12 protein-coding genes, 12 tRNA genes, 1 rRNA gene and 1 pseudogene are annotated in these 17613 nt (G+C 51.1%); 3 read left to right on the forward strand and 23 right to left on the reverse strand.

What is annotated here, in order from left to right; genetic code table 11:
* Positions 1-14 precede the first annotated feature (14 nt).
* Positions 15-578, reverse strand: coding sequence for a hypothetical protein (locus QMG93_RS02205; RefSeq protein ID WP_281933246.1), 564 nt, complete (start codon positions 576-578; stop codon positions 15-17).
* 1349 nt (positions 579-1927) lie between these two features.
* Between QMG93_RS02205 and QMG93_RS02210 the strand changes: the two genes are divergently transcribed.
* Entirely contained in the window at positions 1928-2137 is a 210-nt protein-coding gene (locus tag QMG93_RS02210) for a helix-turn-helix domain-containing protein (protein ID WP_281933247.1), read from the forward strand.
* On the opposite strand, the pseudogene QMG93_RS02215 reads toward QMG93_RS02210, so the two are convergent.
* From QMG93_RS02215 to ppc, 9 genes and pseudogenes are all read right to left on the reverse strand, one after another.
* A pseudogene (locus QMG93_RS02215) lies at positions 2101-2244 on the reverse strand (alpha-amylase family glycosyl hydrolase); the annotation flags it as partial. The gene QMG93_RS02210 and the pseudogene QMG93_RS02215 sit on opposite strands and share 37 nt — an antisense overlap.
* Positions 2245-2381: 137 nt before the next feature.
* Entirely contained in the window at positions 2382-2714 is a 333-nt protein-coding gene (locus QMG93_RS02220; protein ID WP_281933248.1) for a helix-turn-helix domain-containing protein, read from the reverse strand.
* 226 nt (positions 2715-2940) lie between these two features.
* Positions 2941-4770, reverse strand: coding sequence for a glutamine--fructose-6-phosphate transaminase (isomerizing) (glmS, locus tag QMG93_RS02225; RefSeq protein ID WP_281933249.1), 1830 nt, complete (start codon positions 4768-4770; stop codon positions 2941-2943).
* Between the two features lie 523 nt (positions 4771-5293).
* On the reverse strand, positions 5294-6634 hold the full coding sequence (gene glmM, locus QMG93_RS02230; RefSeq protein ID WP_281933250.1) for a phosphoglucosamine mutase: 1341 nt from the start codon (positions 6632-6634) through the stop codon (positions 5294-5296).
* Positions 6635-6724: 90 nt separating this feature from the next.
* The gene (locus tag QMG93_RS02235) at positions 6725-8011 is read right to left on the reverse strand and encodes a YbbR-like domain-containing protein (protein WP_281933251.1); all 1287 of its coding nucleotides are present in this window, start codon (positions 8009-8011) and stop codon (positions 6725-6727) included.
* A gap of 2 nt (positions 8012-8013) precedes the next feature.
* Positions 8014-8820 (reverse strand): diadenylate cyclase CdaA, encoded by an 807-nt coding sequence (gene cdaA, locus QMG93_RS02240; protein ID WP_127463107.1) that lies wholly within the window; start codon positions 8818-8820, stop codon positions 8014-8016.
* A gap of 140 nt (positions 8821-8960) precedes the next feature.
* On the reverse strand, positions 8961-9572 hold the full coding sequence (locus QMG93_RS02245; RefSeq protein ID WP_281933252.1) for a zf-HC2 domain-containing protein: 612 nt from the start codon (positions 9570-9572) through the stop codon (positions 8961-8963).
* Between the two features lie 83 nt (positions 9573-9655).
* Positions 9656-10222, reverse strand: coding sequence for an RNA polymerase sigma factor SigW (gene sigW, locus QMG93_RS02250; protein WP_216798336.1), 567 nt, complete (start codon positions 10220-10222; stop codon positions 9656-9658).
* Between the two features lie 352 nt (positions 10223-10574).
* On the reverse strand, positions 10575-13364 hold the full coding sequence (ppc, locus tag QMG93_RS02255; protein WP_281933253.1) for a phosphoenolpyruvate carboxylase: 2790 nt from the start codon (positions 13362-13364) through the stop codon (positions 10575-10577).
* A 416-nt stretch (positions 13365-13780) separates the two neighbouring features.
* Here ppc and QMG93_RS02260 point away from each other — a divergent pair, with 416 nt between their 5' ends.
* Both QMG93_RS02260 and QMG93_RS02265 read left to right on the forward strand, forming a co-directional pair.
* Positions 13781-15526, forward strand: coding sequence for an alpha-glycosidase (locus QMG93_RS02260; protein ID WP_281933254.1), 1746 nt, complete (start codon positions 13781-13783; stop codon positions 15524-15526).
* 39 nt (positions 15527-15565) lie between these two features.
* Complete coding sequence (locus QMG93_RS02265; RefSeq protein WP_281933255.1) at positions 15566-16384, forward strand: SDR family oxidoreductase; 819 nt, start codon at positions 15566-15568, stop codon at positions 16382-16384.
* Positions 16385-16456: 72 nt separating this feature from the next.
* On the opposite strand, the gene QMG93_RS02270 is transcribed toward QMG93_RS02265, so the two are convergent.
* From QMG93_RS02270 to rrf, 13 genes are all read right to left on the reverse strand, one after another.
* Positions 16457-16527: transfer RNA gene (locus QMG93_RS02270), tRNA-Gly, on the reverse strand.
* Positions 16528-16552: 25 nt separating this feature from the next.
* Positions 16553-16629: transfer RNA gene (locus QMG93_RS02275), tRNA-Pro, on the reverse strand.
* 24 nt (positions 16630-16653) lie between these two features.
* Positions 16654-16730: transfer RNA gene (locus tag QMG93_RS02280), tRNA-Arg, on the reverse strand.
* A gap of 12 nt (positions 16731-16742) precedes the next feature.
* A tRNA-Gly gene (locus QMG93_RS02285) sits at positions 16743-16817 on the reverse strand.
* Between the two features lie 5 nt (positions 16818-16822).
* A tRNA-Leu gene (locus tag QMG93_RS02290) sits at positions 16823-16905 on the reverse strand.
* Between the two features lie 50 nt (positions 16906-16955).
* Positions 16956-17028, reverse strand: a tRNA-Lys gene (locus QMG93_RS02295).
* A 6-nt stretch (positions 17029-17034) separates the two neighbouring features.
* Positions 17035-17109, reverse strand: a tRNA-Gln gene (locus QMG93_RS02300).
* Positions 17110-17124: 15 nt separating this feature from the next.
* Positions 17125-17200: transfer RNA gene (locus QMG93_RS02305), tRNA-Thr, on the reverse strand.
* A 1-nt stretch (position 17201) separates the two neighbouring features.
* A tRNA-Val gene (locus tag QMG93_RS02310) sits at positions 17202-17277 on the reverse strand.
* Between the two features lie 10 nt (positions 17278-17287).
* Positions 17288-17359: transfer RNA gene (locus QMG93_RS02315), tRNA-Glu, on the reverse strand.
* 5 nt (positions 17360-17364) lie between these two features.
* Positions 17365-17440, reverse strand: a tRNA-Thr gene (locus QMG93_RS02320).
* Between the two features lie 3 nt (positions 17441-17443).
* Positions 17444-17519, reverse strand: a tRNA-Asn gene (locus QMG93_RS02325).
* A 5-nt stretch (positions 17520-17524) separates the two neighbouring features.
* Positions 17525-17613: ribosomal RNA gene (gene rrf / locus QMG93_RS02330) — 5S ribosomal RNA — on the reverse strand; the annotation flags it as partial.

The raw sequence follows: 17613 nt of genomic DNA on the forward strand, positions 1-17613 counted from the left end.
TAAACCCCTCCTTTTTAGTAGGCGGTGTAACCATTACCAAAGTTAAAATTATCGGTACCCTTTTGCACAATAAACAAATAAATTGGATCTGAAGCTGTTCCTTCCGGCACATTATAAAAAGTAAGTGTTTCAGCAGGTGATTCTATGTCAGCCGTTACCTGTTGTACTGTTGTTTTCTTTGTGCCACTGATATTTGAGAATTGGTATGTGAAACTAGCTACAGAACTTTTGGATGGTGTATATTGAACTAATTTAAGAGGAACTGTTCCATAGGTGCTAGTTGGAAGAGCATCCGTTTTAACAAAAGTTGAAACCTGAGCGAAGCTATAGCTGATGTTTCTACCATCTGTCGCTAGAGGCTTTATTATCATATCATTTTGATTGTTACTTTGACTAGCAATCGAAGCAAAAAGTGCGTCATTTGCATTAGGGCCCAGATCAGTGATCGTTACAGACTCAGTCGTAGTGGCAGCAGTAGCTGCCGTTGTCGCTGTAGCGCTAGCTCCCCCAACAATAGAAAACGCCGATACAACAGAAGTTAAGGCAAGGCACAATACTACTTTTTTAAATTTTTTCATAATACATTCATCTCCCTAAAATGAATAATTTGTAATAAATGTAACCTCTGCATAATACCATTTTTTGGGTATTGGTGTATATAGTACATCGGACCTATAAATCTAGTCATTATTACGAGAATAGGCCGGGGATCGTTATATTCGAATTAGGAATGACGACTCTTATCTGCATGGTCTCAGGGAAGCAGGGTTGCTTCGTAGGTACACTCCTGCCAGTCGATGATGCCGCTGTTTTGATCGATCGAACGACGAGAGCTGGCCTACGCGAGAGGACAGGCCCTCGATCATTTCCTGCGCCGAATTTTTCATTGAAAAACGCCAAGCCGACCTCAATGGACAGCTTAGCGTATATTTTCGTAAAAATATTGGCCGCACCCCTAAAGGGAATCATCTGGTCTCAAGAAAAGTCAGATCAACGGCACGAATCTAGGAGAGGCGGACACTGTTTCTGGTAACAAGCTCCAATTATCAAATGTCTATGGTTATGGGAATTGGTTTGTCGGAAAAGAACGAACAGATTCTGGACATCGTATCTCGCGTAATATAGCCGGGAATCGCTGGAGACATCAAGGCGAGCAAAAATATAGAATTTATTCCTGATCGATCAACAGAGGAATAAGGTAAAAGAGGTCAAAATCGTTAATCCGACAATCAGTGATGTTAGTGATGCGGTGCCGCTTGCCTGGGGGAAATCTCCACAGGACCCCAAAAAAGGTATGGCAAAAATACATCAGTCTCTCAACAATACAGATAACGTGGAAGAGCTCCCGTTTGGTGGCCAGGGCCATGCCATAACGTTTAACTATTATATGCCGGCCAATACTTACTGGGAGGCAATAACATATGAGTATGCCGGTTACATAGAATATACCTATATTTATGCTACCATCACGCACTAATTATAAGACTTATGTCTATCAATATGATAAAATACAAAAAAGGGAACAAACGTTCCTATTAATTATATATATATTAAAAAAATGGTTGTTATTGTCATGCCAAAAGCACCTATAATTCTTGATACCTAAAATTTGGATAGCAAAGGTGGGTGATAGGTATGCTACATGGCAGAGAATACAATGAATGTTTGCAGATGCTAAAAAGAATTGCTTGGAGATTACAATATCGTGCTAAACGTCAGAGAAAGAAAGAACAATTGCCCCCGACAATGTTTTATACATGTCATTTAAAAATCAAACTGACATTCTTTCAAGGCTTTATGTTGAAGAACTTATATGTCTTATTCCTTCTGATAATGCTCGAAATGTTATTAAGAAAATTTTTATCGAAGATAAGACAGAAAAAGTGGTTGCTTTAGAACTTAATATGACTCAACAGGCGGTGAATAAATGGAAAAAGAGAGGTTTAACTATAATATATCGGAAGATGATTTCTCAGAAATATTAGATAAAGCGAAAAGCGGAGATAAAGATAGTATTCAAAAAATTTTAGAAATTTTTGAAGATGAGATTAAAAATATGGCTAAATTCCCATGTTCCAGGATGTTGTCCTCCACGGCGAAATGGCTGGAGGGAGAGTGGAAGACCGGTGTCAAGTAAATGGCGTTGACGCCTAAGTCCTCAATATAATCCAGATGGTCGATGATGCCTTGGAGGTCGCCGCCGAAGGAATTCTCGTTGGTCGGTTGGCCGCCCCACGGCTCTGTCAGAGTTTAATAAGGACGCTCCCACACCTTCGCTTGGGCAACGTCCTCCTCATAATAATAAAAGTACATATGCGGGGAGCATGTATGCTTTAATAAGAGCTTAGTTTAAGTGAAAATCCTTTACTTTCATTGAACAACTATATTGATCTTAAATTTATTTTCACTCGTATAAACTCAATTATTTCGTTCTTGTCATAATCATCAAGATGTTTAAAAACTTCAATCAGCCTGTTCTCTAATTCATCTTCATATGTCGCCCCATCTTCTGCAGCGACACCAGTTAATAACCAGTTCAAGTTCACGTTATATTGTGTTCGGATTGATATAAGCGTCTCCGCAGAGGGATTACTATTTCCCATTTCAATTTCACTCAGGTTCCCTTGAGAAATTCCTATACTCTTTGCAAACTGAATTTGGTTTAGATTATTCTCTTTTCGGATACATTTGATTCTATAGCCAATGCCACTCATCAGTTTCACCACCAATCATGAAGTCGCATGAATATTTACTTTTACACAAATTAAAAGGGAGCGCCGAATTATTCCCCTCGGGCTCCCTTCTAGACGTCCAATCATCTTGCTTATCGGTTCCACACATCTTTTACTGGTTCCATAGATCTTTTACTAGTTCCAGACATCTTTTACTGGTTCCAGACATCTTTATCACCGGACATTATCCGAGTCAACTACGACCCAACTACTCCACCGTCACGCTCTTCGCCAAGTTCCGCGGCTTGTCGACATCATTGCCACGGGCCAGCGACGCGTAGTACGCGAGCAACTGCAGCGGCACAACGGACAGCGCCGGGGTCAACAGCGGCAGCGTTGCCGGGATCGCGAACGTATGGTCGACGACCTTGGCAAGCTCGGCGTCGCCTTCGGCATGAATGCCGAATACGTGCGCGCCGCGCGCTTTGACTTCCTTGATGTTGCTGACCGTTTTCTCGAAGAGGTCGTCCTGGGTCGCCAGAGCGATTACCGGGATGCCTTCCTCGATGAGCGCCAGTGTACCATGCTTGAGCTCACCGGCAGCGTATGCCTCGGAGTGAATGTAAGAAATTTCCTTAAGCTTCAAGGAACCTTCCAGAGCTACGGCATAATCCAACCCGCGGCCGATGAAGAACAGGTTGTCATGCGTCGACACTTGCTCGGCAATCTCCTTGATCGTATCGGCTTGAGCCAAAATGCTTTCGACCTTTTCCGGCAGTTCCTGCAGGCCTGCAGCGACCTCGGCAATGTAAGCCTCGTCCACCGTACCGAGCGTCTGGGCCAAATACAGCCCGAACAGGTAAAAGGCGATCAACTGCGACGTATACGCCTTTGTGGAGGCTACGGCAATCTCAGGACCGGCCCACGTGACAATCACATCGTCCGCTTCCCGGGCAACGGAGCTGCCGACCACGTTCGTTATAGCTAACACCCGTGCGCCGCAGCGTTTTGCTTCACGGAGTGCAGCGAGCGTGTCCGCCGTCTCGCCGGATTGGCTCACGACGATAACAAGCGTCTCCGGTGTAATAATCGGAGCGCGGTAGCGGTATTCCGATGCGACATCGGTTTCTACCGGAATCCGTGCCAGCTTCTCGATCACCGATTTTCCGACCAGACCCGCATGATAAGCCGTACCGCAAGCCACGATGTGGACTTGTCGAATAGCGCGGATTTGCTCCGGCGTCATGCCTACTTCGTTCAGCACGACCTTTTGGCCGCTTTCATCCAAGCGAGCGCCCATCGTATCACGATAAGCCTTCGGCTGCTCGTGAATTTCTTTCAGCATGAAGTGATCGAATCCGGCTTTTTCCGCCGTCACGATATCCCAATCGACATGGAATAATTCCCGGGAAATAAAATTCCCCTCCAATGTCATTAATTCGACACCGTCACGCGTCAAAGCAGCCATCTCGCCGTCGTTCAAAATATACACGTTTCGCGTATATTCGAGGATCGCCGGAATATCCGATCCGATGAAGTTCTCGCCTTCGCCGACACCGATAATGAGCGGGCTGGACAACCGAACCGCAACGAGCTTATCCGGCTCATATTCGGTCAATACGCCCAGCGCGAATGCGCCCTTCATGCGCGAAACCGCCTTCTGTACTGCTTTCACGATATCGCCTTCGTACAAGCTTGCGATTAAGTGGGAAATAACTTCTGTATCCGTCTCCGAAACGAATACATGGCCTTGCGCGATCAATTCTTCCTTGAGCGAAATGTAATTCTCAATAATGCCGTTGTGTACGACGGAAAATTTAAACGAATTATCCGTGTGCGGATGCGAATTCTCATCCGACGGCTTACCGTGCGTCGCCCAGCGCGTATGACCGATCCCGATCGTGCCGCTGAGCGGCTTCTCGCCGAGCTTCGATTCCAATACGGCCAGACGGCCTTTCGACTTCTTCACCTGCAGACCATCCGTCGTATACACGGCTACGCCAGCCGAGTCGTACCCGCGGTACTCCAGTTTCTTCAAGCCGTCAATCAATATATCTTGGGAATTTCGTTTTCCCACATAACCGACGATACCGCACATATGTTCAGGACCTCCTGATTGTCAAAGAAAGTAAATTTCGTTAGATCCCGTCAAAAACTTTGTCCGTCCGGTCGCCCGGACGTTTTCAGTTTTGACGATACGGCTGGATCGATGGCCGGAAGGTCCCCGCCGAATGTTTCGAACACCTTCACCTCGTCAACTGGATGCCAACCTGAGATACCCGCTTCCTGCGTTGTCTAAGAGATAGTGGAGTCCATTACCCGCCGCTTCCCGCGGCGACAGACCCTGTGACCGAATGCGCAGAAAATCAAGCAGCCCCGGATAAACCATCCAGTCCTGGCGCTTGTCTTGCTAAGTAACCCCGCCCCACCTTTCCGTTTAGAGTAAGATTCTATACCCATCTTATTCATTTTGGCCTGGAAGCGCAACCTCTATTTTCATCGGCTTTCATTTCCGCCATGCGCGAAGCGAGAATCCCGGATGCCTTTCCGGCGCCCGGGACCTCGAATTCCGCGTCACCGGGAACGGCCCGAGCTACGCTCCTTCTCCCGCGTTAACCCGGCTACACCAGCTCGCGCTGAATCACATCGGCGATCTGCTGCACATAGGCTTCGACCTGGTCTTTGTCCGGTCCTTCGGCCATGACGCGGATCAGCGATTCCGTCCCGGAAGGACGCACCAATACCCGGCCATTGTCGCCCAGCTCGTCCTCGACTTGACGAATAACGGCTTCGACAGCAGGATTGTTGTTGAGCTTGCTTTTATCCACCACACGCACGTTCACAAGCGTCTGCGGATATTTGCGCATGATGCCCTTCATCTCGCTCAGGCTTTTGCCGGACTTCACCAGCGTATCCATAAGCTGCAGCGCCGTCAGAATGCCGTCCCCCGTTGTAATGTGGTCGAGGAAAATGACATGACCGGACTGCTCGCCGCCCAGGTTGTATCCACCTTTACGCATTTCTTCCATCACGTATCGGTCGCCTACCGCAGTCTTCGCCGCCTTAAGACCTATCGCTTCGATGCCTTTGAAGAACCCGATATTGCTCATGACGGTCGTCACGATCGTCGAGCCGCGCAGCTTACCGGCCTGATTCATCGCATGACCGCAGATGCTCAGGATGAAGTCGCCATCCACCTCTTCGCCGTTCTCGTCAATCGCAATCAGGCGGTCCGCATCCCCGTCGAAAGCAAGTCCGATATGCGCTTGCTTCTCAACCACCAGCTTCCGCAGATCTTCAGGATGCGTCGAACCGCAGTGGTCGTTGATATTGCGTCCGTTCGGCTCCGCCCCTATTGTAATCACTTCCGCGCCAAGCGCTTCGAACACCTTGGGCGCCAGCTCGTAAGCCGCGCCGTTGGCGCAATCCAAAGCGATACGATAGCCCTTGAACGAAGAGGTTACCGTCGATTGAATATAGCTCAAATATTGGAATTTTGCTTCTTCATTGTCGATCACATTGCCGATTGCTCCGCCGGTCGGCCGCGGCAACTCGTCGTTTGCTGCATCCATCAGCCGCTCAATCTCGAGCTCCGTCTCATCGGACAGCTTGAAGCCGTCCGCCCCAAAAAACTTGATTCCGTTGTCCTCCACCGGATTATGGCTGGCCGAAATCATGACACCGGCATCGGCCTTCAGCTCGCGTGTCAAATAAGCCACGCCAGGTGTGCTCAGCACGCCGAGACGGATAACATTGGCGCCGATAGACAGCAGACCTGCGACCAGCGCCGCCTCCAGCATCGGACCGGACACCCGCGTGTCGCGACCGATCACGACATTCGGCTTCTCCACTTTACCTGCCAAGACATACCCGCCGCAACGGCCGATTTTGTATGCGAGCTCAGGGGTTAACCCTTGGTTCGCAACTCCACGGACACCGTCCGTACCAAAATATTTCCCCATCGAATCTCTCTCCCCTTGCAGTGCCTTATGTCAACAAACTACTTCCCATTATCACCGATTCATCCCAAACGGTCAAATCTTACCCAGATCCTAGGGCGCGGCTGGTGGAGTGGCAGGCGGAGTAGCCGGCGGCGCCTCCGGCTGCTTGCCGGGCTTCGCGCTGATCTCTACCGTCGCTTTGAAATCCTGCTGCGGCCCCTTCTTCACGAACGTCGGCAAGTTCCAGGTCACCGGCACCTCATGCTTGCCGGGCGGCAAATTGCTCACGTCGAGAATTCCCTGAACATCCTGCGGCTTCAGCTTATCAATCAGCTCTTGCGCGCCTTCGACGGTCAAGTTCAGCTGCCCCGACTCCGGAAGCACGACTTTCGTATCAAAGCCGTCGTTTTGCCCGATGATCGACAGTGGGATCGCCTCCAGCGTCTTCGTTACCGAAGGCACGATCGTGACGTTCACCGTCACCTTATCCGGGTCAAGCTGCTTGACGTTATTTCGCGGCGGAATAGGCAGCGTGAACTCCTTATCTTCTTTCAGATCGCCAAGATTTACCTGCGGTCCTTCGTAAAATTCCAACCGATCCAGCACGTTCTGCGGACCGAATACCGTGACTTTATCCGTACTCTGCCGGACGGAAGCTACGGCATAGCCCCGAGGCGGCTCGCCCACGAGCTTCACCTGGAGCGGCACAAGCGTGAACGGGCTGGTGATAGGCACTTCGACCTCTACCACGGCCGGATTGATCACGGCGGTCTCAATCGGCTTGCCATCCTTGTTATAGGCCACCAGTTTCACCTTGCTGGAAACCGGCGATGACGCCTTCTCTACATTGACATCCGCGCGAACCGATTCCACTTCATCGTAGATGCGGCTCGGGACGGATACGGTGACCTGCTTCGGCTTCGCGACCGGCTGCCCGGCTTTCAGCCCGACTGCGGGGATTCCCGTCACATTGACGGTAACCGGCATCGATTTATTTTTCTTATCGTCGATCACGACCCGAACATTGGCCGGCGTTGCCTTCACGGTCACATTCGACGGAAAGCCTACCGGATTGACCGGAAGCAGATACTCCCCTTTACCTACCTTGGTCAGATCCAGCTCCACCGAATAGGTCCCCGAGTTCATGACCTTTTTTAGGGCGGAATCCCTGCCCGTTAGGCTTAGCGTCACCTGCGCAGGATCGATCTGCACGACATAAAATTGGTCCGTATCATACTTCGGCGTCACTGCGACGTTCCCGATTTTTTCCTCCAAAATACCCGCTCCGCCCGTTCCCGCGATCGGAGCGTTGTCCGCACGGACGACCGCCCAGAGCAAGATTCCTATAATCAACGAAATAACCTTTACGACGTTCGTGTTGCGCAGCCATTGGTCCATATCTAGCGTCGCCTCCATTTCCAAATGGAGCGTTTTTCCTTCGTCTTCGCTTTCGGCTTCAATTCCTCGAACAGCTTGGCCAACAAAGCATCCTCTTTCACATCCCGCAAAATATGGCCGTTCATCGCGAGCGAGACAGCTCCCGTCTCCTCGGACACAATGACGCACATCGCATCCGACACTTCGCTCATCCCGATCGCCGCCCGGTGCCTCGTCCCGAGCTCCTTGCTGATAAAAGGATTTTCGGACAGCGGTAAATAGCAGCCGGCCGCCATCAGCTGATGCTTCCTTAGAATAACCGCTCCGTCATGAAGCGGCGTGTTCGGCACGAAGATGTTAATCAGCAGCTCCGAGCTGATCTGCGATTCGATCGCGATGCCCGATTCGATGTAGTCGGTAAGTCCCGTATCCCGCTCGAATACGATCAGCGCTCCGATTTTGCGCCGGGCCATATAGGTAACGGCCTTCAGCACCTCGTTGATCCGGCGGTTCACTTCCGTATCTTCCTCGACAGTCGTCCGGCTGAACAGCTTGCCGCGTCCAAGCTGCTCAAGCGCCCTCCGCAGCTCCGGCTGGAAGATGATAAAGACCCCAACGAGCCCGAAGGTGAACATTTGATTCATCATCCACTGCAGCGTATTCAGCTTAAACCATGAGCTGAGTGCCCAAGTGACGACAACGACAAAAATGCCTTTGAGCAATTGGATGGCGCGGGTTCCCCGGACCACCAAAATCAATTTATAAATGACGTAGCTGACGATCAATATATCAATAATATCTTTGATATCGATTTCCGTAATCCAATCCATCGCGTTGCCCCCAAGCCTGCCTCCGTCATATCGGTTCCCTTATTGTGTTTCCCTTCCTTAGATCATACCATATTTGCAACAAAAAACCCTCCCTTTCTACCACGCGTAAGGGAGGATTTCAAAAAATTGGGTCGCTTGGCCTATTTCATTCCTGAAATAGTTCCAGCCCACCGATTCATTTTGTACCAAAGCCAGCTGAAGGCTTCGTCGATTTGTTGAACCTGCCCGGAAATATGCGCCGTCGAGGCCAGCTGAACCGATCCGTCAATGACCGTAATGTTGCCCACGATGTCGCCGTCCACCTGCAGTTTTCCGTTCTCTACCGTTAAATCTCCTGCCACTTTGCTGCCTGCCGGCACATAGACCGTATCTCCTTTAATAACGACCGACTGCAGGTCATTTCCCTTCACGAGCAATTCGCGATCATCGTTCCATGAGGAAACGAAGGTCGACAGCATCACAAGAAAAAAGACCGCCGCCACCGAGGCCGCCGGATGCTTACGGATCCACCGGTACCATGGATTTTGCCGTTTGACCGGTGGCAGCGCCTGCATGATCCGCTCCGTCAGGCCTTCAGGAACCTTCTGCGGCGGCCAAGCATGTATCAGCGCTTCCACTTTCTCAAACTGCTGCAGGCGCTTGCGGCATTCCGGGCAAACAAGCAAGTGCTCTTTGAGCGCTGCCGCTTCCCTTCCTTCCAAGCTCCCGTCCAAATATTCATGCAGCAAAGGGAGGGCTTCCTCACAATTCATCCTGAGCCACTCCTTTCTTCTGTCCATTAAATCAAGTTGTGCCATACAATACGTTCGAAGCCAAGAGATGTTTCAAAAAACAACTATAAAACCTGCTCCAATTTTTTGCGCAAAAATTCCCTGCCCCGGTGCAATCTGGTTTTAATTGTCGTTACCGGCATCGACAGCACATCGCTGATTTCCTGAAGCGACAAGTCCTGAAGATAACGCAAAATCACGACCGCCCGGTATTTCTCCGGCAGCGTCTTGATCGATTCGCGAATCTGATCCTGCGTTTCCGACAGCACCACCTGGTTGTCCGGCGTTTCTTCGCGGCTTGGCAGGGCGGAATACCAGTCGCTGCCTTCCCCGTCGCTCATCTCAGCGTCAAGCGAATAGTTGATCTTCCGCTTGCGGAGCCGGTCAATACACAGGTTCGTCCCGATCCGGTATATCCAGGTCGAGAACTTCTGCTGCTCGTCGTAACGGTCCAAATTCGTGTACACCCGCAAAAACGTCTCCTGCACGATCTCCTCCGCCTCATGACGGTTATGCAGCATACGATAGGCGAGATGGTAAATTTTATCCTTGTACAGCTCCACCAATTCGGCAAAAGCCGCTCGATCCCCGCTCCGGGCGAGCTTGGCGAGCCGGGTGTCCATTTGATTCACCGACCTACCTCCAACCTCCGAGCTTGGATCCGCTTGGCTTGCCAACGGTCAAATTCGGATTCTTCCGGACAACGCCTGACCTTTCTTCGATCACCGTTCCGTTTACTAGTAAAAGAATACCAAACGACTGCACCGCCTGTACAGTCTCTTCCCAAAAGAAATCGTGCGCCGCTCCCCTCCGTATTCGCGCTCTAACAGCTTTACCATTCTGCGATCTATTAATAAATTCTTACGATCAACGACGGCACTTGGTTTCGGCCGACGACCTGCCTAATGAAACCAAACATGAGAAAAACCGGGCGGCTCGGCATAAGCCAAGCTCCCCGGCTTTCGGTTCGCAGGCTGATAAGCATCAGCCCGTATTGCGAAGTCCAGCGGCAATGCCGTTAATCGTAAGAAGCACTTCGCGGAGCAGAAGCGAATCGTCGCCTCCCTGGTCGCGCAGCGGACGAAGCTCCGAGAGAAGCTGAACCTGCATATAGCTCAGCGGATCGACGTACGGATTGCGTAAACGGATCGATTCTTGAATGACCGGAACATTGTCCAAAATTTCCTGCTGACCGGTAATTTTCAGAATCAGGTCCGACGTCCGTTCGTACTCTTCTTCGATCATACGGATGATCCGTTCAGCAATCGACTGATCCTCGATCATACTGCCGTATTCTTTAGCGATCAGCAGATCGGCCTTCGCGAGCGCCATCTGCAAGTTGTCAATGAGCGAACGGAAGAACGCCCAGTTGTTGTACATCTCCTGCAGGATGCGCAGGTTTTCCGGATTCCCTTGGTAGAAGCTGTACAGCCCGTAGCCCGAAGCATACCAAGCAGGCAGCAAATAACGGCTTTGCGTCCAAGCGAACACCCACGGGATGGCCCGAAGGTCTTCGAACCGGTCGCTATTTTTCCGCTTGGACGGGCGGGAGCCGATATTGAGTTCCCCGATCTCCGGCAGCGGTGTGGACTGCTTGAAGAAGGTCAGGAAGTCCGGATCGCGGAAAATCAGATCCTGATACTTCTGCTGAGCCTGCTCGGAAATGGCGCGCATAATCGTTTCCCATCCCGGCTCGGAAGGGTCGGCCTGCGGGTTGCGTGCCCACAGCGCGCTTTTGATCAGCGCGGATGTCGCTTGCTCCAAGCTCCGGTAAGCAATCCCCTTCATGGAATAACGGGAGGACAGCACTTCGCCTTGCTCCGTGATTTTAATCCCGCCGCCTACTGTATCGGCCGGCTGAGCCAGAATACTCCGGTTGAGCGGCATGCCGCCGCGGCCAAGCGCACCTCCGCGCCCATGGAAAAACTTCAGCTTCACGTCGAACGGCTTCGCAGCCGCCGTAATGCTGCGCAGCGCGACCCGCAGCTCCCAGTTGGCGGTAATCACGCCGCCGTCTTTGTTGCTGTCGGAGTAGCCGAGCATAATCTCCTGAAGCTGATTCGCGCTGTTCAAGCTGTTCCGGTAAGCCGGGATTTGGAACAGCGTCGTCATAATCTCCGGAGCCGCGTGCAAGTCGTCAATCGTCTCGAAGAGCGGGACGGATTGCAGCGTGCAGGTGACGGAGCCGTCCGGCTCGTGCAGATACAAGCCCGCTTCTTTACCGAATACTAGCACCTCAAGCAGGTCGCTGGCTCCTTGCGTCATACTGATCAGATAGCTTGTGATACAGCTTCTGCCAAACTCCTGCTGCGCCTTTTGGATGACGCGGTACACGTCCAGGCATTCCTGCGTAGACTCGGAATAATGCAGGTAAGGCGAAGTAATCGGCCGTGGATCGTTCAAAATATCGGTCAGCAGCTTGATCTTTTGTTCTTCCGGAAGCGCGCCGTAATCGGAACAGATGCTCATCTTAGCCAAAATTTCCGTCATTGCGGCTTCGTGCTCTTTACTATGCTGTCTGACGTCCAGCGAAGCCAGATGGAAGCCGAACAGCTCCACTTGGCGAATCAGCTTTTGCACATAGGCGTCGGCGATATAATCAGCATAATGATTGCGCAAGCTGCGCTCGATAATCAGCAAATCTTCCTTGAATTGCTGAGGATTATTATATTTTTTGCCTGCCGGCACGTTCGGTTTGGCCGTATTGCGAACTTTCTCGACCATATACCGGACTTTAATGCGGTAAGGCTCTTTTTCGTTAGGCAATACTTCGTCGGACGGCAGTTCGATGATGTCCCGGTCGTGCTGGATGGAATCCAGCAGCTCCTGCGTCACTTCGACGATATTTTTGCTAAAGCTCATATGCTTCAGCAAATCCGTCAGTAGCTCCTCGTACTTCTGCAGCGCCAGCTCCCGGTGCATGGTAAGCGTCTCCCACGTTACAGTGGAGGTGACCGAAGGGTTACCGTCGCGGTCCCCGCCAATCCACGACCCGAACTTCAGGAACGTCGGCACGTGCCAGGACTGCTCCGGGTAATACTTATGCAGACATCGTTCCAGCTCCTGATATACTTGAGGGAGCACGTCGAACAGCGTTTCATCAAAATAATACAGTCCATTCTTGACCTCGTCGCCGACGGTCGGCTTCCGGTCGCGCAGCTCGTCCGTCTGCCAGAGGGTGATGACCTCGCCCAGCAGCTTCTCGCGCAGCTGCTCACGCTCACGGAACGTCAAGCTCGGGTTGTCCAGCTCCATCACGTCCGCCGCAATCCGCTGATGAATATCGAGCACCGCACGGCGGGTTGCTTCCGTCGGATGCGCCGTCATGACGAGCTCCAGCGAGATGCCTTCGATCATATCCCGGACCTCTTCCGTAGGTGTACCAAGCGTTTTCAGCTTACGGACCGCGTCCTCGATCGAACCCGGCTGCACGTTTTCTCCTGCGGTACGCTCATAATCGCGCTTGCGCCGAATCCGGTGATTCTGCTCGGCGATGTTGATCAATTGAAAATAAACGGCAAACGCGCGGATAACCTGATGGCGAATCTCCGGAGCCAAGCCGTTTATCGTATCCTTAAATTCCTCATACATTTCCGGCGTAAACTGGGCGCGCAGCGATTTACTCATCTCTCTTATCTTCTCTACGATGGTAAAAAGCGTATTGCCTCCCTGATGAACCAGCACCTCACCCAAAATATGCCCCAAAAACCGAACATCGCGGCGAAGCAAATTGTTGGACGTGTTTTTGTTGATCAAACTGACTGAATCCGACATGGTTCTCCTCCATCCCTAAGCCAAGATCATAACCCCTATTTTAGCACAACCTTAGGCAACCATGTAGTCCATTTATGCGGTAAAGCGAAAAAAACCTTTGTAAATTTATAGGATTGATCGCATAGAAGCGGTATGTCGTTTCCAACTTACGGCACGTCATTTGTAACCGATCCTTCCGGCTGTCGAACATTGCACCATTGAACGTTAAAAGCAGACAACCCCGATCGGTATTATAAATGATCATAACAAAACTGCAGAGCTGTCGCAATATTTTAACGAATTGTGTCGGTTAACAATATCTGTCGAAACAACGGCCATCTCTCTCTATTCCTTATAAAAAGCTTTGTTTAGCTGGGGCGGCGTCCGGTTAATAGGAGGATAAGCTAGTCCAATGATGTGAAGAAGGAAGTGACGCTATGCTTCGGGAGTGCTTTTATCATGTGTCCCAAAGCAACTGGGCTTATGCATACGACCAACATACCATTCATCTGCGCGTCCGCACGAAGCGGGATGATGTGATGGACATCATGGCGGTCACCGGAGACAAGTACGACTGGGATCGGACCTACGCGGAATATCCGATGAAGAAAACCGCTTCTGACGCTTATTTCGATTACTGGGAGGCAAGTGTCAAACCAAAGTATGGCCGGGTCTCGTACGGATTTCGCATGAGTGCGGGCTCAGAGAGCGTATGGATGACGGAGTCGGGCATCCATGATGAACAACCTGTGCCGCCTGGCGGCTATTACGATTTCCCCTATATCCACGAGGTCGATATGTACGCTGCGCCGGAATGGGCCAAGTCCGCAATCTTTTATCAGATCATTCCCGAACGCTTTGCCAATGGAGATCTGTCGAATGATCCTAACCCTACGGAACCGTGGGGCGGCCAACCGACCAACGACAATTCGTTCGGTGGCGACCTGCGAGGTATTATCGATCATCTGGATTACATTGAAAACTTGGGCGTCAACGCCATTTATTTGACTCCAGTCTTCCACTCTCCCTCCAACCATAAATATGACACACTCGATTATAAAAAGGTCGATCCGCAGTTCGGCAGCAACGAAACGCTGAAACATTTAGTCGATGCCTGTCATGCCCGAGGTATTCGTGTCATGCTGGATGCCGTGTTCAATCACTGCAGCGAGCATTTCCCCTTGTTCCAGGATGTTGTCCGTCACGGCGAAAAGTCGGAATATGCAGACTGGTTCCACGTACGCGAATATCCCTTGGCCGTTCGGGACGGAATTCCCACGTACGATACGTTCGGCTTCTTCCCGCACATGCCCAAGTTCAATACAGCTAATCCCCGGGTGAAGCAATATTTATTGGACGTGGCCGAGTATTGGATCAAAGAGATCCAAATCGACGGCTGGAGGCTCGACGTAGCCAGCGAGATCGACCACCACTTTTGGCGCGACTTCCGTAAAGTAGTGAAAGCCGCCAATCCCGACGCTTACATCGTTGGAGAAGTATGGAACGATTCGATGAAATGGCTGCTCGGCGATCAATTCGATTCCGTGATGAACTACCCTTTCTCCAGCAAAGTGCTCGAGTTTTTCTCGCAATCCGCCATGGATGGGTATACCTTTGCCAACAGTATGGGCTTTTTGCTTATGCGTTATCCTCAGCAGACGAACGAGGTTATTTTTAACCTGCTCTGCAGCCACGATACGCCGCGCGTGCTTACTTGTGTCGGCGAAGACAAGCGCAGAGTCAAGTTATGCGTCGTGTTCCTGCTTACGTATATGGGGACGCCGTGTATTTACTATGGAGACGAAATCGGGTTAACCGGAGGACCCGATCCGGACTGCCGCAAGTGCATGGAGTGGGATCCGGATAACCAGGACAACGAGCTGTACGACTTTTACCGGCTGCTGATTGCGCTTCGCAAAGATTACGATGTGCTTAGATCAGGAAGCTTTCGCTTTCTCAAAGCCGAGCCCGGCGATCCGCGGATTATTTACGAGCGGCTGAACAGCCATATGCACTTCACCGTCTGGATGAACAATACCGAAGAAGACACCGTTCTGTCGCATCCGATGGAAACCGACGATTGGAAAGACGCACTTTCCGGGGAAACCGTAGTTCCGGAGGACGGTATGATGAACATTAAACTGGACCCGCTCGGCTATCGCATTTTGTATCGTTTTCTTTAAAAACACGCACTATCCTAAATGCCTAAAGGAGGAATCAACATGTATCGACCTTATGGAGAAAATATATATAGCGATCAACGGATGCGTAATAAAGTTGCACTAGTTTCGGGGGGCGGTTCCGGAATCGGCAAAGCAGCAGCTCTGCTTCTCGCCTCACATGGAGCCAAAGTCTGTTTAGTCGGACGCAATCCAAAGGAGCTCGACGAGGTTCAGCGGCAAATTGAGAAAACGCATGGCGAAGCTCTTTCCATCAAAGCAGACATTTCGATCCCCGAAGAAATACAATCGGCCATAAACCAAACCGTCCATCGATTCGGCCGGCTGGACATCGTTGTCGCCAATGCGGGAATCAACGGAGTGCTTACAGACATTGAGCATATGGAAGTGTCCGATTGGGAGCAAGTGCACGACATTAACTTAAAAGGCACATTTCTTACCGTAAAATACGCGATTCCGTATCTGAAGGAACATGGGGGGAGTATCATCATTACGAGTTCTATTAACGGCAATCGTGTCTTTTCCAACTTCGGGTTTAGTGCCTACAGTAGCACCAAAGCGGGTCAGGTCGCTTTTATGAAAATGGCCGCACTCGAGCTCGCCCAATACCGTATTCGAGTCAATGCGATTTGTCCGGGAGCGATTGAGACCAGGATTGAGGAGAACACATACCGGCGCCCGGAAATAGAAAATATTCGTATCCCCGTGGAGTTCCCGAAAGGGGATCATCCGTTAAAGCAAGCCCCCGGCTCTGCCGAACAAGTCGGCCAACTTATTCTCTTTCTTGCTTCAGACGATTCATCGCATATTACCGGCACCGAGATTTACATTGACGGCGCCGAATCGCTACTACGGGGATAATGAGGGGGGACATCGTATAAAAAAGAAAAACCGTGCTAAAGCGATTTGCTCTAGCACGGTTTTTTAACGCTAAGCGGGTGATGGGAATCGAACCCACGCTACCAGCTTGGAAGGCTGGAGTTCTACCATTGAACTACACCCGCATGAAAACAAAATTTTAAAAATTAATGGTCGGGACGACACGATTTGAACATGCGACCCCCTGGTCCCAAACCAGGTGCTCTACCAAGCTGAGCTACGTCCCGAGATGTCAAGCAAATTTTTGAAAATGGCGTGCCCTGAGAGATTCGAACTCCCGACCTTTTGATTCGTAGTCAAACGCTCTATCCGGCTGAGCTAAGGGCACAAACTGTAATTATGGAGCGGAAGACGGGATTCGAACCCGCGACCCTCGCCTTGGCAAGGCGATGCTCTACCCCTGAGCCACTTCCGCAACTATGGTGCGCGTAGAGGGACTTGAACCCCCACGGTCTCCCGCCAGATCCTAAGTCTGGTGCGTCTGCCAATTCCGCCATACGCGCCTACGCTGCAATGTTTCAAACATACTCTTCGCAGCTTAAGAGAAAGAAAGTGAGCCATGTAGGACTCGAACCTACGACACCCTGATTAAAAGTCAGGTGCTCTACCAACTGAGCTAATGGCTCATGCAATGGCTGGGGATCTAGGATTCGAACCTAGGCATGACGGAGTCAAAGTCCGTTGCCTTACCGCTTGGCTAATCCCCAATACTGTGTAGTTGCTGGTGCCGCCGAGAGGACTTGAACCCCCAACCTACTGATTACAAGTCAGTTGCTCTACCAATTGAGCTACAGCGGCATGGTGGAGGCTGACGGGATCGAACCGCCGACCCTCTGCTTGTAAGGCAGATGCTCTCCCAGCTGAGCTAAGCCTCCAGCACAACTATGACCCGTAGGGGATTCGAACCCCTGTTACCTCCGTGAAAGGGAGGTGTCTTAACCCCTTGACCAACGGGCCGGATATGGAGCTTCCAACCGGGATCGAACCGGTGACCTCATCCTTACCATGGATGCACTCTACCTACTGAGCTATGGAAGCATATGGCTCCCCGAACAGGACTCGAACCTGTGACAACTCGATTAACAGTCGAGTGCTCTACCAACTGAGCTATCAGGGAATACCGCTTGGCGACGTCCTACTCTCCCAGGACCCTGCGGTCCAAGTACCATCGGCGCTGGAAGGCTTAACGGTCGTGTTCGGGATGGGTACGA

Source organism: Paenibacillus tyrphae, from assembly GCF_027925525.1.
Taxonomy (GTDB): domain Bacteria; phylum Bacillota; class Bacilli; order Paenibacillales; family NBRC-103111; genus Paenibacillus_G; species Paenibacillus_G tyrfis_B.

Bases quoted from the DNA above. Each gene is read 5' to 3' on its own strand.
- QMG93_RS02205 (WP_281933246.1), bottom strand. From the start codon at position 578: ATGAAAAAATTTAAAAAAGTAGTATTGTGCCTTGCCTTAACTTCTGTT.
- QMG93_RS02210 (WP_281933247.1), top strand. From the start codon at position 1,928: ATGGAAAAAGAGAGGTTTAACTATAATATATCGGAAGATGATTTCTCA.
- QMG93_RS02220 (WP_281933248.1), bottom strand. From the start codon at position 2,714: ATGAGTGGCATTGGCTATAGAATCAAATGTATCCGAAAAGAGAATAAT.
- glmS (WP_281933249.1), bottom strand. From the start codon at position 4,770: ATGTGCGGTATCGTCGGTTATGTGGGAAAACGAAATTCCCAAGATATA.
- glmM (WP_281933250.1), bottom strand. From the start codon at position 6,634: ATGGGGAAATATTTTGGTACGGACGGTGTCCGTGGAGTTGCGAACCAA.
- QMG93_RS02235 (WP_281933251.1), bottom strand. From the start codon at position 8,011: ATGGACCAATGGCTGCGCAACACGAACGTCGTAAAGGTTATTTCGTTG.
- cdaA (WP_127463107.1), bottom strand. From the start codon at position 8,820: ATGGATTGGATTACGGAAATCGATATCAAAGATATTATTGATATATTG.
- QMG93_RS02245 (WP_281933252.1), bottom strand. From the start codon at position 9,572: ATGAATTGTGAGGAAGCCCTCCCTTTGCTGCATGAATATTTGGACGGG.
- ppc (WP_281933253.1), bottom strand. From the start codon at position 13,364: ATGTCGGATTCAGTCAGTTTGATCAACAAAAACACGTCCAACAATTTG.
- QMG93_RS02260 (WP_281933254.1), top strand. From the start codon at position 13,781: ATGCTTCGGGAGTGCTTTTATCATGTGTCCCAAAGCAACTGGGCTTAT.
- QMG93_RS02265 (WP_281933255.1), top strand. From the start codon at position 15,566: ATGTATCGACCTTATGGAGAAAATATATATAGCGATCAACGGATGCGT.